This window comes from Corynebacterium sp. Marseille-Q2823 (assembly GCF_903645345.1).
Classification (GTDB): domain Bacteria; phylum Actinomycetota; class Actinomycetes; order Mycobacteriales; family Mycobacteriaceae; genus Corynebacterium; species Corynebacterium hiratae.
In genome coordinates, this window is sequence record NZ_CAHJXS010000010.1 from 1 (window position 1) to 15,673 (window position 15,673).

Annotated in this window: 11 protein-coding genes and 1 pseudogene; 8 read left to right on the top strand and 4 right to left on the bottom strand. The window is 62.1% G+C overall.

Features of this window, described 5'->3' with window-relative positions:
• Window positions 1–297: 297 nt before the first annotated feature.
• On the top strand, window positions 298–1,116 hold the full coding sequence (locus HWX44_RS10780; protein ID WP_049154185.1) for a hypothetical protein: 819 nt from the start codon (window positions 298–300) through the stop codon (window positions 1,114–1,116).
• Window positions 1,117–1,338: 222 nt separating this feature from the next.
• Here the strand turns inward: HWX44_RS10780 and purH are convergent, their stop codons facing one another.
• From purH to HWX44_RS10795, 3 genes are read right to left on the bottom strand one after another with little or no spacing between them, the layout of a single operon-like run.
• On the bottom strand, window positions 1,339–2,871 hold the full coding sequence (purH, locus tag HWX44_RS10785; RefSeq protein ID WP_049154184.1) for a bifunctional phosphoribosylaminoimidazolecarboxamide formyltransferase/IMP cyclohydrolase: 1,533 nt from the start codon (window positions 2,869–2,871) through the stop codon (window positions 1,339–1,341).
• A 41-nt stretch (window positions 2,872–2,912) separates the two neighbouring features.
• Complete coding sequence (gene purN, locus HWX44_RS10790) at window positions 2,913–3,518, bottom strand: phosphoribosylglycinamide formyltransferase (RefSeq protein WP_046646976.1); 606 nt, start codon at window positions 3,516–3,518, stop codon at window positions 2,913–2,915.
• A 40-nt stretch (window positions 3,519–3,558) separates the two neighbouring features.
• A complete protein-coding gene (locus tag HWX44_RS10795) occupies window positions 3,559–5,220 on the bottom strand; it encodes a cell division protein PerM (RefSeq protein WP_254868182.1) in 1,662 nt (553 codons plus the stop codon).
• A gap of 368 nt (window positions 5,221–5,588) precedes the next feature.
• On the opposite strand from HWX44_RS10795, the gene HWX44_RS10800 reads away from it, so the two are divergent.
• The 5 genes and pseudogenes from HWX44_RS10800 (at window position 5,589) to HWX44_RS10820 (ending at window position 11,621) form a co-directional block, all read left to right on the top strand.
• Entirely contained in the window at window positions 5,589–6,341 is a 753-nt protein-coding gene (locus HWX44_RS10800) for a M23 family metallopeptidase (RefSeq protein WP_046646979.1), read from the top strand.
• A gap of 186 nt (window positions 6,342–6,527) precedes the next feature.
• Window positions 6,528–7,070, top strand: a complete 543-nt coding sequence (locus tag HWX44_RS10805) for a PadR family transcriptional regulator (RefSeq protein ID WP_070754553.1) — start codon at window positions 6,528–6,530, stop codon at window positions 7,068–7,070.
• A 29-nt stretch (window positions 7,071–7,099) separates the two neighbouring features.
• Window positions 7,100–7,763: pseudogene (locus tag HWX44_RS10810) on the top strand (ABC transporter ATP-binding protein); the annotation flags it as partial.
• A gap of 12 nt (window positions 7,764–7,775) precedes the next feature.
• Window positions 7,776–10,466: an FtsX-like permease family protein gene (locus tag HWX44_RS10815; RefSeq protein WP_175974727.1), complete on the top strand. Its 2,691-nt coding sequence runs from the start codon at window positions 7,776–7,778 to the stop codon at window positions 10,464–10,466.
• A gap of 399 nt (window positions 10,467–10,865) precedes the next feature.
• The gene (locus HWX44_RS10820; RefSeq protein WP_046646982.1) at window positions 10,866–11,621 is read left to right on the top strand and encodes a M23 family metallopeptidase; all 756 of its coding nucleotides are present in this window, start codon (window positions 10,866–10,868) and stop codon (window positions 11,619–11,621) included.
• Window positions 11,622–11,625: 4 nt separating this feature from the next.
• On the opposite strand, the gene pcrA is transcribed toward HWX44_RS10820, so the two are convergent.
• On the bottom strand, window positions 11,626–14,133 hold the full coding sequence (gene pcrA, locus HWX44_RS10825; RefSeq protein ID WP_175974613.1) for a DNA helicase PcrA: 2,508 nt from the start codon (window positions 14,131–14,133) through the stop codon (window positions 11,626–11,628).
• Window positions 14,134–14,245: 112 nt separating this feature from the next.
• Here pcrA and HWX44_RS10830 point away from each other — a divergent pair, with 112 nt between their 5' ends.
• Both HWX44_RS10830 and HWX44_RS10835 read left to right on the top strand, forming a co-directional pair.
• The gene (locus HWX44_RS10830) at window positions 14,246–14,608 is read left to right on the top strand and encodes a chorismate mutase (RefSeq protein WP_070510536.1); all 363 of its coding nucleotides are present in this window, start codon (window positions 14,246–14,248) and stop codon (window positions 14,606–14,608) included.
• Window positions 14,609–14,675: 67 nt separating this feature from the next.
• Window positions 14,676–15,578: a trypsin-like serine protease gene (locus HWX44_RS10835; RefSeq protein WP_102233743.1), complete on the top strand. Its 903-nt coding sequence runs from the start codon at window positions 14,676–14,678 to the stop codon at window positions 15,576–15,578.
• Window positions 15,579–15,673: the final 95 nt, after the last annotated feature.

Consider the following 15,673-nt stretch of genomic DNA (forward strand, 5'->3'; position numbering starts at 1 on the left):
GGCTGTGGCTGGCCACCATTTCCTTGCGGGTGCTGGGAGCCGAATCCGTGGTTGCGATCTGAATCAGTCACCGGGGCCTCCGTAGATCTAGACATGTCAAGTGCGCCCTGTGGGCACGTTTCTATCTTTACTATCTTTACACAGCCGCACTGGTGACGGTGGCGTTCGAACGTGGCGGGGAGTACTCCCACGGGAGTGTCCCTCACACCACACAGACGGTGTCACAGAGTTTAGATTGTTAGAGGTACCTCTTATACTCCACCTTCCTGCGCACGGAAAGGCTGTTATTCTCCCGCCATGACTTTTCCTACCGGCCCTTCGGGCACGCCGCCGCATAACTCCGGCCCTTCCGGCTTCGGTTCCCCCGGGTTTGGCCGCCCCGGCGGTTCTCCCGTTCCACCCGGCCAGCCACAGGCTCGCCCGGGTGGCTTTGGCAACACACCGCCGTTTGGTGGGCAGCCCACTGGCACCCCGGCGCAGCCTTCCTTCGGTGGTGGCGCGCCCACGCCACCGCCCCAACCCCAGCCGCCCCAGTACTCCGCGCCTGCTCCTCAGAAGGGCAAGGGACGATTCAGCGGCGCTATTGCGGCGCTGATCTCCCTATTCATCGTGCTGGCCGTGGTCCTCGGGGTGGGCGCGTGGTTTATCTGGGGCCGCGAGTCCACCGACGCTTCGCAGGCCGGTGGCTCCCCTGAGCCGACGACGACCGCCTCGCTCGCGGGAGCTCCAATCACCACGGCCGGGCGTATCGATACCGACTTGGAAGCAGGCGGCGTAGTCATTGCCCGCACGTTCTTCCCGGATTCCTATGTCTCGCAGTCCGGTAGCACCAACATCGCTGACGTGCAGCTGAGCGAAGGACACAGCCAACTTATCGCTGTCTTTGGATTTAGCGATGACCGCGCAAATACGAACGTTGCCAGTGCCACCGTTACCGTCAACGGCGCTGACGGTGCTGAGCTGGCCTCCTTCGAGGTTCCAGCAGAGGAAGCTCTCGAAATGCCCATCAACATCGCAGATCACCAGGATCTGCGCTTTACTTTTACGTATAAGGACGCCAGCGGCAATCCCGCGGACAACACTGGCTTCGCGGTGGCTTCGCTCCACGCGCAGTAGCGCGCACCGCCGGGTCATCACGCCGTGGCGCCGAAGCTGCCCTTGTTGCCAAAGTTATTGCCTCTGACCGCGTGGCGGCGCATAACTTCGTCGTTTAGGGCAGTTGTTGTCCTCGAGGGAAAAGCTTCCGTGCATGCGAAAGCCGCCTCCCCTTCCCGCGCAGTGGTGCGCAGGAATGAAGGAAGCGGCTGTGTGCTGCCCATGGCAGCGCCTTTGCCAGGCTTAGTGGAAGAAGTGGCGAGTGCCGGTGAAGTACATGGTCACGCCAGCCTTCTTGGCGGCCTCGATGACCTCTTCATCGCGGATGGAGCCGCCCGGCTGAACCACGGCCTTGACGCCGGCGTCGAGGAGAACCTCCAGGCCATCGGCAAACGGGAAGAAAGCATCGGAAGCAGCGAAGGAGCCCTCGGTGCGGTTGGCACCGTCGGCCAGCGTGTTAGCACGCTCGACTGCCAGCTTTGCAGAGTCCACGCGGTTGACCTGGCCCATGCCCACGCCCACGGTGGCGTTGTCCTTGGCCAGCAAGATGGCGTTGGACTTCACCGCACGAACGGCGCGCCAAGCGAACTCCAGCTGCGCCAGGTCGGACTCATTCAGAGCCTCACCAGCAGCCAGGGTCCAGTTGGCCGGGTTATCGCCCTCTGCCTGGTAGGTATCCGGCTCCTGGGTGAGCATGCCGCCGGAGATGAACTTAACTTCCTCCTTGGGCGCTTCATGCTCTGCCTGCAGCACGCGCAGGTTCTTCTTGGCCTTGAGGACCTCGATGGCGCCTTCCTCGTAGGACGGAGCCACAATAACCTCGGTGAAAATCTCCTTGACCTGCTCGGCCATCTCCACGGTGACCTCACGGTTCACAGCGATGACTCCGCCAAAGGCAGACATCGGGTCGCAGGCGTGAGCCGCGCGGTGAGCAGCCGCGATGGACTCCTCAGACACCGCGATGCCGCACGGGTTGGCGTGCTTGATGATGGCCACGCACGGGCGCTCGTGATCCCAGGCGGCGCGCCAGGCGGCGTCCGCATCCTGGTAGTTGTTGTAGCTCATCTCCTTGCCGTTGAACTGCTTCGCGTTGGCCAAACCAGTGGTACCGATGCGGGTCACGGTCGCGGACTGGTGAGAGTTCTCGCCGTAGCGCAGCGGGGTGGTCTCCTCGCCCTCGCTGAGCTGATCGACGAACCATGCGGACACCGCGGCGTCATAATCAGCGGTGTGCAGGAAGGCATCGCGGGCCAGACCGCGGCGCTGCTCCAAGGTAAAGCCGCCATTGGCCACAGCGTCAGCCACCTCGCCGTAGCGAGCCGGATCCACGACCACAGCAACAGACGGGTGGTTCTTGGCAGCCGCGCGCACCATGGACGGGCCACCGATATCGATCTGCTCCACGCAGCCATCAAAGTCCGCGCCGGAAGCCACCGTCTCACGGAAGGGGTACAGGTTCACCACGACGAGCTGGAACGGATCCACCTCCAGCTCCTCCAGCTGCTTCAGGTGGTCCTCCTTGCGGGTATCCGCCAGGATCCCCGCATGCACGCGCGGGTGCAAGGTCTTGACTCGACCCTCGAGGCACTCCGGGAAGCCGGTGAGCTTCTCGACGGGCGTGACCTCAATGCCCAAGTCCGCGATCTTCTTCGCGGTGGAACCGGTGGAAACGATCTCCACGCCGGCCTTATCCAGGGACCGGGCAAGGTCCTCCAAACCGGTCTTGTCGTACACGCTGATGAGTGCGCGCTTGATGTTCTTACGATCTTCGCTCATGGTACGGGGACTTAAGCCTTCCTTGCGGTAATGAGAGGTAGTTAGAGCTGAATACTGAGTTCCTCGCCCTTCACGCGCGTGGCGCGAAGGACGGCAACGATGAGTTCTCTTTCGACCACTTTGATGCGCTCGTGCAAGCTGGCCTCATCATCCCCCGGCAAGACCCGCACGGGCTCTTGGGCAATGATGGCGCCGGTATCGACGCCGGCATCTACGAAGTGGACGGTCGAGCCTGTGACCTTGGCGCCGTAGGCCAGCGCATCGCGCACGCCGTGCGCGCCTTTGAAGGCGGGCAAGAGCGCGGGGTGGGTATTGATGGTGCGACCTTCGAAGCGATCCAGAAAATCCTTCCCCAGGATCTTCATAAAACCTGCAGAAACAACAACGTCTGGTTGCGCAGAATCCACTGCGGCAACCAGACGCTTATTCCATTCGGTGCGGTCAGCACCCATCTCTACGACCTCGGTGGCGATTCCCGCCGCCTGCGCGCGCTCGATGCCTTGGCAGGGCACGTCCGCGACGACCTTCACGACGCCATAGCGCTCATCCTGGCCATCGAGGATGGCCTGGAGCAAGGAGCCGGTTCCAGAAACAAGTACCACGACGTTAAGGCGGGCAGAAGCAGCGGGCTGGTGCGGTGTAGTCACGCGCTACAGCCTAGCCGCTGCCGCCCTGAACCGGGGAATTTTACTCCTTTGAGGGGGCCTCGTCCTCTGCCTCAGACACATCTTCTTCCTCTGGTTCTGCCTCCTCGACTGGCTGCTCGTCGTCCCCCTCGGTCTCGTCCGATTCGACGACTTCGGCGTCAATCACCTCAGCATCCGCATCGCTGCCGACCTCAGGCTCGGCTTCAGGCTCGGCCTCGGCCTCGGGCTCGGGCTCGCTGTCCTCGTCCACGTCATCCTCGGGTTTAGTCTCGGTCTCGGTCGTGGACTCTGCGACAACGGCTGTGTCGGGGGCGTCGTCAAGCAAGGCAGAAACCGGCACAGCGTTCGCCGCGTTGACGGGTGTGTGCACGGCCTCTTCAGTCTCTGTGGGCGCTTCAGGGGCAGCCGCGCGGCGCGCACGCCACGCCGTCACTGCCTGTGCCGTTGCGAATGCACATCCCACGACTAGGCACCACAGACAGCTCAGACCCACTGCGGTCCATACCTCGGGACCGGTGTAGCCGTATACGCCCAGCGCGCCGGACACGCCGTACACAGCCACGAGTGCGGCTACCGCGGCGGTGACGGTGGCCACGAGCGCAACCTGGAAGGAGACCAGTGCGCGGCGACGGTAAAACGCCACCACCGCCGCAACGGCGGGAACAATCAGCAGGACAGCAGCCCAGGAACTAATCGACGGTGGAACTGCGGCAGCCAACGGCAGCGGTGGAAGCGGAACCACGTGGCCGCTAAAGAGGCTCACGCTGGTGCCTTCACCGATGTGTAGCTCCGAACCGCTCAGCACCGCTCCCGCAGCAACGGCAGCGTTCGGGAGGTAGAGAACGCTCAGCAGGAAAAGACCGGCGGTTCCCAATGCATTAAGGACTGGATACTCGGCGAGCATCTCTGATTGACGCGTCCAACCGACTCCCCACAAGACCACCGCGAGAATGAAACCAGCAGCAAAAAGGTATCCGAGGTAGCTCAAGCCTATCTGGGCGGCATCGACGAACACGCGGGGGACCCCGCTGCGCTTGGCCAGGGCCTTCCACAGGCGTGGGCCCATTCCACCAATGAGGGCGACCGCATGCAATAACAACATACGGGGAAGCACACGGTACAGCTCCGGAGGGGAAACATCGTAGACCTTGCCAGCGTCCCACAGCATCAGCCATGCGATGACAGTAAGGGCTAAGGGAACCAGCAACACGCACACGCTCAAAACGATGAGGTCGTTAATGCTCGCCTTATCCTTAACCGCCGCCCGCACGCGCCGCCCCACCAGCCAGGCTAGGAGCAGCGCAGGCAGAACCGGGATAAAGCCCACGTCAATACCGCCCGCGCGAATAGGCGCAAGGTTAAAGACCATCCATGCTTCCCCGACGATGGTGGGCAGCCATGCCGACGGGGAACTTGTCAGAAGCAGTGCCGCGATAGCGACCACGAGAATGCCCAGCACGACGACGAGGTTCGGAACGCCAACGACGATGAGCATGCGGCGGATACGCCCGCGGAGCGTGGTCGGGGCCTGCGCGCGGCGGGCGCGAGCCTTGTCGGACTCGACCCCTTTGATGCGCTGCGCTGAATCTCGACGATCTCTGCGGTGCCCGCGCTCAGAGTGCTCAGCACTATCACCGCGCCCACGCACGTGCGCGCGTGGACGAGCTGACGACCTGGACTGGGGACTCGTGTTCTTATTCATCGGCGTCCACTTTGCCACGGCCCCCTCCCCCACCGGGGGTGGCGCGGCGAGGTAAGCGCTAAATGGTGCGGTGTACCCCCGAAGGAAAACTTCACGAGTGCGCACTACTCATGCCGACCACGGAAAGCCCCGGCGACTCCACGGAGATTGATTCACTTCATTCACAGGAATCAGCTGTCGTTTCATTATGTGCGGCTCTTCCCAGATATCCAGAAGAAAAACCGCAATCTGGCTTGCTCTGCATTCGCCGAGACGCTACTGTTACATCTCGTTGGTAACAGGAAGGTCACAATCGGATAACCACCCAGATTGAAACGTAACGTTTGCTCTGGGCGGGCGATAGTGAATTGAGGACGGAAGAAGAGTTCATGCGAAGCAAGACTCAGCGAAGCGTAGGACGCCACCGCAAAATCACCACCGCACAGACCGCGAAGGGACGTCTGGCAGTGATGACTGTTGCGGCAGGCGCTGTATCCACCGCAGGCGTTGGCGGCGCAGCAGCAGGTACTATCCAATCCGCTGGCGCCGGGGAAACCAAGGCACAGTCCGTCGACTACACCCTGCAGGCAGATACCGATCCGCTGAAGAACGCGCAGGCTGCCGTCGAAGACGCAGCCCCGCAGATCCTCGCCATCGCCGAGTCCAAGCCGGTCGCCGACTTGGCTACGCAGCTCGACAAGGCCATCCAGGCCGCCGATGCCCGCGCCGCCGCTGATGAAGCTAACCGCGCGCCGACCATCGCCCGCCCCGCAGAGGGCACTTTCACCTCCGGCTTCGGCCCCCGCTGGGGCTCCTTCCACTCCGGCATTGACATCGCAAATGCCGTGGGCACCCCCATCCTCGCCGTTATGGGCGGCACCGTCATCGACTCCGGCCCGGCATCCGGCTATGGCCAGTGGATCCGCATCAAGCACGATGACGGCTCCATGAGCGTCTACGGCCACATGCAGACTCTCGACGTCGCCGTGGGCGAGCGCGTCCACGCTGGCCAGAAGATCGCCGGCATGGGCTCCCTGGGCTTTTCCACCGGTTCTCACCTGCACTTCGAAATTCACCCCACCGGCGAGGGCGCCGTGGACCCGATTCCGTGGCTCGCAGAGCGCGGCATCAACATCAGCTAAGCCACGCTTTTAAAGCCTTCCTCCAGCGCTAAGGCGGTATAGGGCACTGTTGCCCTATACCGCCTTGTGCATTCCCCACCTTCCACCCCGCCTGCCCCAACCGTTGACTGGACAGAAAGTTACCCAGTAACTTACTGGGTATGTACCGAAAGATTTCCTCCCTTGCCCTCCGCCAAGGAGGTGACCATGTCCGTCAAACATTCCGTGCTTGCGCTGCTGAGTGAAGAGCCCGCTACTGCCAGCCACATCAAAAACCGCTTTGCCGAGACCTTCGACAACCTCTGGCCGCTCAACATGGGCCAAGTCGCCCAAACTTTGAGCCGCTTGGAGCGCGATGGTCTCATCGCCACCGACGGTGAGCTCACCGGCCCGACCGGGCGGCGCTCCACTAGCTACGCCATCACCCCCGCTGGCCGCGAGGAACTCTCACAGTGGTGGATGTCCACCTTGCACAACGACGCCATCGAGCGCGATGAGCTCGTGCTCAAAGTATCGCTTGCTGCACGACGCTCCGACGTCGACGTCATTGCCGTCCTCGACGCCCAACGCTTCGCCACCGTCCGCCAACTGCGCGAGCTCAACCGTCAGGCCTCTGAGTTGCCTGCGGAACGCAGCGCCCAGCGTTTGGCCGTCGAGCGCCAAATCTTCGACCTGGAATCTCTCTCACGCTGGCTCGACCGCGTGGAATCCCTAACCAACCCAACCACCACCGAGGAGGACCCGCGATGACCCCCAACTCCGCGCCCACGACCCAGCACATGCCGTTTCCTCTCGAGCTCGAAAACATTACCTGCGTCTTCGGCAGCGGTGCCCGCCAGGTAACTGCCTTGGATTCCGTGAACTTGCAGCTGCAGCCGGGCGAACTGGTAGCCGTCATGGGCCCTTCTGGTTCCGGCAAGTCCACCTTGCTCAACGTCGCGGGCTTGCTGCAGCCGCCAACATCAGGGCGCGTGCTTCTCGACGGCGCCGACGCCTCCCAGCTCTCCAAAGCTAAAGCGGCCATCGCCCGCCGCCGCCACTTGGGACTGGTGTTTCAGCACTTCAACTTGGTCTCCTCCCTCACCGTGGGCGAGAACGTGTCCCTGCCCCTCGAACTGGACGGACTTTCGCCTGCGCAGTGCCGCGAGGCCGCAGAGGAAGCTCTCAGTGAGGTCGGCCTCGACGGCACCATCGACCGCTTCCCGGAAGAAATCTCCGGTGAAGCCCAGCGCGTGGCCATTGCCCGCGCGCTCATCGGGCCACGCAAGGTGCTGCTTGCGGATGAGCCCACCGGCGCCTTGGATACCTCGACGGGCGAAGAGATCATGAAGGTCCTGCGCGCACGCATCGACGCCGGTGCCTCCGGCATTTTGGTTACCCGCGACCGCGTTCGCGGGTGGCCGACCCGTCGTCATGGTTCGCGACGGGCGTTTGACCGGCGAGGAGTGCATTAGTATGTCCGGCATTAATGCCGCCACCCGCCCGACGAGGCGCGACCTGTGGCGTCACCCGTGGCGCACGCTAGCCGCCGTTTTGCTCATCGCACTGCCAGTGGCACTCGTGATTGGAATGGCGCTCTTTGATAATTCCTCCGGTCGGCTCTCCGCGGCCTTGAGCTCACCCGAGCGGCAGATCAGCGCCGAGCGCTCGGACATTAGCAACGAAGACGTACCACGCTTGGCTGCCGAGGTGCTTCCTGAGGGCCTCAGCGTCAGCCCGGTCACCACTTTTTCTAGCACGTCACTAATCCATAATGGGAAGTCAACCAACTCCTGGGTAGATCAGTTCGACGCGGAGAATCCGCCGGAGCCAGCACAGGAGGCCGTCGATAAGTTCAACCTCGGCCCCAACCAGGCAGTTCTATCGCGTTCGACCGCGCGCAAGATCGACGCCTCCGTGGGGGACGTTATCACCGTGCGCACCAACGCCCTCAGCAGTGACCACCAAGCCACAGTCGCGGCCATTGCTCCCGAAAACTATGGTTTTGTCACCTCCCCCACCCTCAATGAGGCCCTCAGCGACCCTTCTTTTACAACACGCACCACCTGGGCCATCGTGGGTGATACAACGCTGACCAAGGAGGATGCCGACCGTGCCCGTGAAGCCGGGCTGGAAATCTGGGCACCGGAGCTGCGGGATACGGACCGGCCCGATTCTGAGCCGGATTCCTTTGGCGGAATCCTGAGCAGTATTCTTTTCGTGCTCTTCTTCTTTGGCCTCTACGCCATCGCCGGATTGCTCATCCTTTTCCTTCTCACGCCCGTCTTCACACTGGCTACCGGACGCAATACACGCCTGTACGCGCTGATGTCGAGCCAGGGCGCACTACCGCGCCACATCATGTTCGCGGTGATGGCTTATGGCCTACTGATGGGGCTTATCGGCGCCACCATCGGCGTGGTTGTTGGCCTGGCAGCTTCGTGGGCGTGGTGGGCAGCCCGCTACCCGGACTTTGCCGCACGCCCGCCCTTCCTAGCTATTGGCCTCGCATGGCTCGTGGCGGTGGCAGGCTGTGTCATTGTCTCCATCGTTCCCGCGTGGTTGGCGCAACGTGGTGCCCTCTCCACTGCAATCCAGGGAGCTGCTCCCGACCGCCTCTTGCGCTTCCGGCGGTGGATGGCCATCGGCCCTGCATTCCTGCTTCTGCTCGTGTTATTCAGCTTCACCCCCTGGGGACAGTACATCCCCACGGTGCTGGCTCTCTTCGGAGTCATCGCGGTTGCCGCGTCTGCCCCAGCCTTGGTCTTCCTGTGCTCCCTGTTATCTCGCCGCGGCCCACTCGCGTTGCGGCTGGCTGGACGCGGCCTGACCCGGCGCAGCATGCATGCCTTGCCGACGTCCATCGCTCTCGTTTCAGTTGCCTTCGTAGCCTCCCTGTTTGGCGTGGGCATCATGACGGATAGCGCAAAGACCACCGCTGAGGAAAAACTCGTCATGCCGCCCACTACTGCGCTGATTGAGGAGGCGACGTTTGAGCAACCAACGCAGGTGTCCACACCGGAAGAACGCGCAGCGGTAGAGGCCATCCTGGAGACCACCACTGCCCGTACCTACCCCTTCTACACTTTCCCCTCGTGGACGACGTCCTACAGCCTTCCAGAGGATGGCACTTTTTACGAGCTCACCACCGAGTTTGATTACCAGTGCGAGCAGGTCGATCTCAGCAAGCCGGTTGAGAGGGCAGTGTTCGTGGATAATCAGGGGCGGCGCACCGATGAGTCCGAAGAGGCTCGCCAGGAGTGCGCCCACGAGTTGATGACATCGTTCCCCTATAACCCGCTGATCTATCAAAGCAGGATGGTTCAAACGGATTCTTCCCAGCTCGAGCTGTGGCAGTTCGACTCAGAAGAAGATCGACGCGCGGCGGCACAAACGTTGGATGCCGGCGGCATCGTGCTCCCTCACAGCAGCCACGTCGGCGATAAGACTCATGGCACGGTGACCGTAAAATCCTATAACCGCATTGACAGCCAAGAACCGAGCGGGGCACAGGACGCGGATCTGCCGGTTGTAGAGGCACTACCCACCGCGGCCCGCGACGTGGTCTTGATTAGCCAGCAGGCAGCAGAAAAGCTGAACATGGAGCCCTTCTACGTGGGCCAAGCCCTCGCGTTCGACGAGCCACCGAGCGAGTCAGAGCGTGAGGAGCTACAAGACCTGACAGCGAGCGCCTCGCAATCGCAATACTCGCTAAGCTTCGCCGTCTCTACTCCCGAGAGCTTCCGCTACTACCTGGGCCTCGGAATGGGGATCGTCTGCCTCATCGTGCTCGCACTCATCATTGCCAACGCAGCGAGCAGCATGCGCCAGGAAAGCACCGTGCTGCAATCCATCGGCGCCCACCCTTCGCTGATGTCCAAGGTGGCAGCATGGCAGACGTGGATGCTGGCTACCGTAAGCATGCTCTTCGGCGTGATTGCCGGGCATCTCGGCACATACTTCTTTGCCGATAGCTCAGGATACGTTTTCTCGACGCCGCTCCATGGCCTGCGCCCGCAGGACTACTTCACCCCGGATTGGTGGCAATTCCTCGCCGTGCTCGTCGTGCCACTGTTGGCTGCCGCCCTCGCGGCTGCGATCAACCGCAGCGACAAAACGGCCCCGCTCACCGCGCGGGATCGCAGCGAATCACGTTCCCTAACTTAAAAGCGTTGACCTAGTAGCAGCGCCCACAACCCCAGCGCTCTCGGCTGAAAGATTGGCCGGGAGCGCTGCACTTTTCACCCCCCAAATCTCACCCCCATTCTTTAAACCTCTACTTTACCCCTGTAACAATTTTCACTCCTTTCACACGCGCAACACGCTGGGCTGTTCGATAGTTTTTCGAACAATTCCTGGATTTACCTGCATTTTTAAGCGTTGCGCAGGGTGGTCCCGCGGGATAGTTTGTATCTCGTTGCCACACAGCCTCAGCACTCGGTTGCAACCGCACCGGCGTGTCGCGGGCTTTAAGGCGCACTGCGGCTGATACGGCCGCTCCCCTATTGCTCACAGGCTTCCGCCGCATACCCAGCGGGCCACAGCAGGACTTAAGGACGTGAAGTTATGAAGCGCACGCTCAGCGCACTCGCCGCCGTGGCGGTTAGCACCGCCACCGTGACGACCCCAGCGTTCGCCGCCGAACCGGCAGCAAGCGTGGACGTCTCCGACGGGTCCTCCAAGGACCCGTCCGCTGCCGACGTCGAAGTCAAGGAAGAATCCAAGGCCGACCTCTTCAAAGCCGTCTCGGGGCTGCTCATTTCGACAGCCGGTGCCCTCAACGGGGCATCCGTCCCAGAGGTCAACACCACGCAGGACGGCTTCGAGATCGTCCTCGATCCCTCCAGCATTCCTGGTCTCGCCGAGGCCTTCGCCCCGCAGGGCGATCACTCCGGCCTCACCCCTACTCGCGGCCAGGACGCGGACGGTAACACCGTGGTCTTTCCGACCTCCGGAACTTTCACCTCTGGCTTCGGCCCGCGGTGGGGTTCCTTCCACAACGGCATCGATGTGGCAAACCCCATTGGTACCCCCATCTACGCCGTCATGGACGGCGAGGTCATTTCCTCCGGCGCTGCCCAGGGCTTTGGCAACTGGATCCGCATCCAGCACGACGATGGCACCATCACCGTCTACGGCCACATGCCCAGCGACCAGCTGCTGGTCGACGTCGGCGATCGCGTCGAGGCCGGCGACCAAATCTCCGTCATCGGCAACGAGGGCCACTCCACCGGCCCGCACCTGCACTTCGAGGTTCACCCGGGCGGCGGCGCAGCCGTCGATCCGGTGGACTGGTTCAGCGAGCGCGGCATCCTCATCTAAAGCATCAGAGCTTTTCCATCGGCACTCCGCCGATGAGCATGAGGCGAACCTTGCCCGCTGAACCGAAGTCCACGGTGACCGTCGCCCGCGCGCCGGTCCCGGAGGCCTCGATGACCGTGCCCAGCCCGTATTTCGCGTGGTTGACGCGGTCCCCCACAACTAAATTGAGATGGTTATTCTTCGGCATCGACGTTGCCGAGGCCGGCTTGCGCGAGCGCTGCGAAGGGGAAGACGCAGCGCTCCGCGAGCCATAGCCGCCTCCACGGAAGAACCCGCTATCCGAGCCAAAGGTTCGCCCGTATTGGTAGGAATCATCTCCGCCCCACGCGCCAGACAGCGAGCTGTCTGGTTCTTCACGGCGCCAGTCGATGAGGTCCTCTGGGACCTCGGCGAGGAAGCGACTGGCCGGGTTCGTCACCGGGTTGCCCCAGGACGAACGAAGAATCGCGCGCGTGAGGTAGAGCTGTTCCCTAGCACGCGTGATACCCACGTAGGCTAGGCGGCGTTCTTCGCTCAGCTCCTTCGGGTCCCCCAGCGAGCGCATGTGCGGGAACTGTCCATCCTCCCAGCCGGTGAGGAAGACGACGGGGAATTCAAGGCCCTTCGCAGTGTGCAGCGTCATCAGCGTGACCACCCCGGATTCGTGGTCCGGAATCTGGTCCGCATCCGCCACGAGCGAGACCTTCTCAAGGAACGCCTGAAGCGAGCCCGGCGCGGCTTCACCTTCTGCTAGCTCGGGTGCTTCTTCTGCGTCCGCACCCATGAATGCCATCTCATTGGCCGCCTCAGAGCTGAACTCGCGGGCCACCGAGACCAACTCGTTGAGGTTGTCTAGGCGTGCCCCATCCTGCGGATCGTTGGAGTTCTCGAGCTCCGCGCGGTAGCCGGTGGCGTCAAGCAGCGCGTTGAGCAACTCCCCCAAATCCGGCTGGCCAGTCACCTCATTGACCATGCCCGGAAGCTGCGCGCGCACGCCCTCCATCATCTCGTTGAATTTGGTTACGGCATTCACTGCCCGCGTGCCGAGTCCGGCTACCTTGCCCTCCGCCGCATCACGGAGAGCAGCACCAAAGCTCACGCCAAGGTTCTCCGCGTGCAGGGCGATCTGCGCCTGCGCTTTATCACCAATAGCGCGCTTCGGCACGTTGATGATGCGGCGCAAGCTCACCGTGTCATCCGGATTATCCATGATGCGCAAGTAGGCCACCATGTCCCGGATCTCGCGGCGCTCATAGAAGCGCGTGCCACCGACCACCTTGTACGGGATGCCCGAGCGCACGAAAATATCCTCCAACGCGCGCGAGGCATTGTTGGTGCGGTACATCACCGCAATATCCGAATAAGCCGTGCCCTTATCCGCCAAGGAATCAATTTCCGAGGCGATATACCGTGCCTCATCGTGCTCATTATCCGCCACGTAGCCGACGATCTGTTCGCCCTGGCCGTGGGCGGTCCACAGGTTCTTCTCGCGGCGGCCCTCATTCTTCGCGATGACCGCGTTCGCCGCGTTCAGAATTGTCTGCGTCGACCGGTAGTTTTGCTCCAGCAAAATTGTGTGCGCCTGCGGGTAGTCCCGCTCGAACTCCTGGATATTCCTGATGGTGGCTCCGCGGAAGGCATAAATCGACTGATCCGAATCACCCACCACGCATAGTTCCGGAGCATCCGGCGACAGCTCGCCCCTGCCCACCAAAGCCGAGACCAATGCATACTGCGCGTGGTTGGTGTCCTGGTATTCGTCGATAAGCACGTGCTTAAAGCGGCGACGATAAAACTCCACCACCTGCGGGTGCTGATTAAAGATGCGCACTACTTCCCCGATGAGGTCATCGAAGTCCACCGCGTTCGCCGCGCGCAGGCGGCGCTGATATTCCTCGTACACGCTCGCCACGGTGAGCTCGAAAGGATTCTTCGTCCTCTCTGCCTCCGCGCGCGCCTGCTCCGGGGAGATGAGCTCGTTCTTGCGGTTGGAAATCTGATTAGCCAGAACACGCGCCGAATACTTCTTCAGATCCAGCTGCATGTCCTTCGCAATCATGGTGAGCAGCCGGCGGGCATCATCGCCGTCATAAATGGTGAAATTCGTGTTCAAGCCAGGCACCAGCTGGGCGTTATTGCGCAAGATGCGAACACAAATGGAGTGAAAAGTGGACACCCACATCCGCTCCGCTACGGGGCCGACAAGCTGGCCGACGCGCTCCTTCATCTCCGCGGCTGCCTTGTTGGTAAAGGTAATGGCGAGGATCTGCCAAGGTGCCACCCCGCGCTCCCGCATGAGGTACGCAATGCGGCGGGTCAACACGGCAGTCTTGCCCGAGCCCGCGCCGGCCACAATAAGCAGCGGCGAGCCCGAATGCGTCACGGCCTCTTCCTGCTGCGGGTTTAAACCTTCCAGCAACGGATCGGAGCCCTGACCGGAAGGGGCGTCGACGTTGCTCCCGGGCGCAGGAAACGGGCCGCCGGTGGAAGAAGCGGAAGACGAACGGGGGACGAAAGGGGATGTGTTATTCATAATGCTCTCCAACCTACTAGCACCACCGGACATTGCCCCTCACCGCACTTCTGGTCGGCGTGAAAGCTGGTAATTCCCCTTTTCTCCCGGCATGGTGGCACAATCTGATGTCATGAGCTCTTCACATCCTGGCAACGCAGACTCTGGCTTGAGCCCCGAACACCAAGACCCCAACGTCGTGGACAATGGGCTCGACATTCGCATGCCGTCGGGCACCGATGACCCGCTGAGTGATGCCGAGATTCAGCGCTACCGCGAAGAGATCAACCGCCTCGACCGCGTTATTCTCGACGCTATCAAGCGCCGCACCGACATTTCGCGCACCATTGGTAAGACGCGAATGAGCTCGGGCGGCACCCGTTTGGTGCATACCCGCGAAATCGCGATCCTCAACGAGTTCCGCGACGAGCTTGGGGAGGAAGGCCCCGCTATCGCCTCCGCTCTCCTGCGCTTAGGCCGCGGCAAGCTCGGCTGATCAAACGCCGCACGGACTAGTCCCCAGCCCACGCGCCCTTAAACATGCGGTGGGTTAGGCTCGCGCCATGCGCTTTTCCTCTCGCCTGGCTGCGATTCTCGCCGCGGCCACCGCTGCGTTCGTGTTATCCGCCTGCGGCACCTCTTCTTCCGCTGGGACCACCATTTCCACCACGACGCTCGATCTTCCCGCCGCCAGCGACTCCGACCGCAGGCAGGGTTCCGCAGCATCCGGAACAACGCAAGGCTTCGAGGAGCCCCTCGACGGCGATGCGCTCTGGGATAACACCACCGAAATCCCTCAAGCGGAGCGACCGGAGCCCCGACGTAACCTGATAGCTCCTGACGCTGCCGATTACTTCATGAGCCTGGGGGTGTTGACGCCGGGTGCGCCCATCTACAACGGCACAAACGGTGGCCGGTGCTCCACCGGTCATTTCGCCGGCGATGGGCAGCGCCTCTTTATCCTCACCGCCGGGCACTGCGGGGACACGGGTGACACCTTCTATTATGAGGATCAATCCGGCAGTACGGTAGAGATAGGCCAGATGGTAAAGAAGGCCCGCAACACCAACACCGATAGCATCAACTCGGCCGACATTGCACTGATCGAAGTGTCCAACCCTGCCGCCGAAGTATCTACCGCACCGGCCTTCAATGCGCCTTTGGCCGGTTGGATGAGCCTCGAGGATGTCACGCACAAGAAGCCCACGATGTGTTTTGCCGGTTCCGCGGGAGGCGCTGCCTGCGACGATTTCATTGACCGCTTCGAAGACCAAGGGCTCTTCACCTTCGGCAGCGAGAGCGTCCCCGGTGATAGCGGCGGTCCTGTCTACGCTTCCATCGACGGCAAACTGTACGCGGTCGGTGTCTTGTCCTTTGGCAACTACGATGATTACACCGGCCCCGAAACTGGTGCCATGGAGATCGGAAACACGATGGAGCAATTCAACCTGAAGCTCTACTCCTAGCTCAACGCAGTACGGTCTTCTGCCTCGGCAGCGAAGGGATTTCTGGACTACGGTGGACACAGTAAGTTTCATGTCTGCTACCTGCCAGAAAGGCT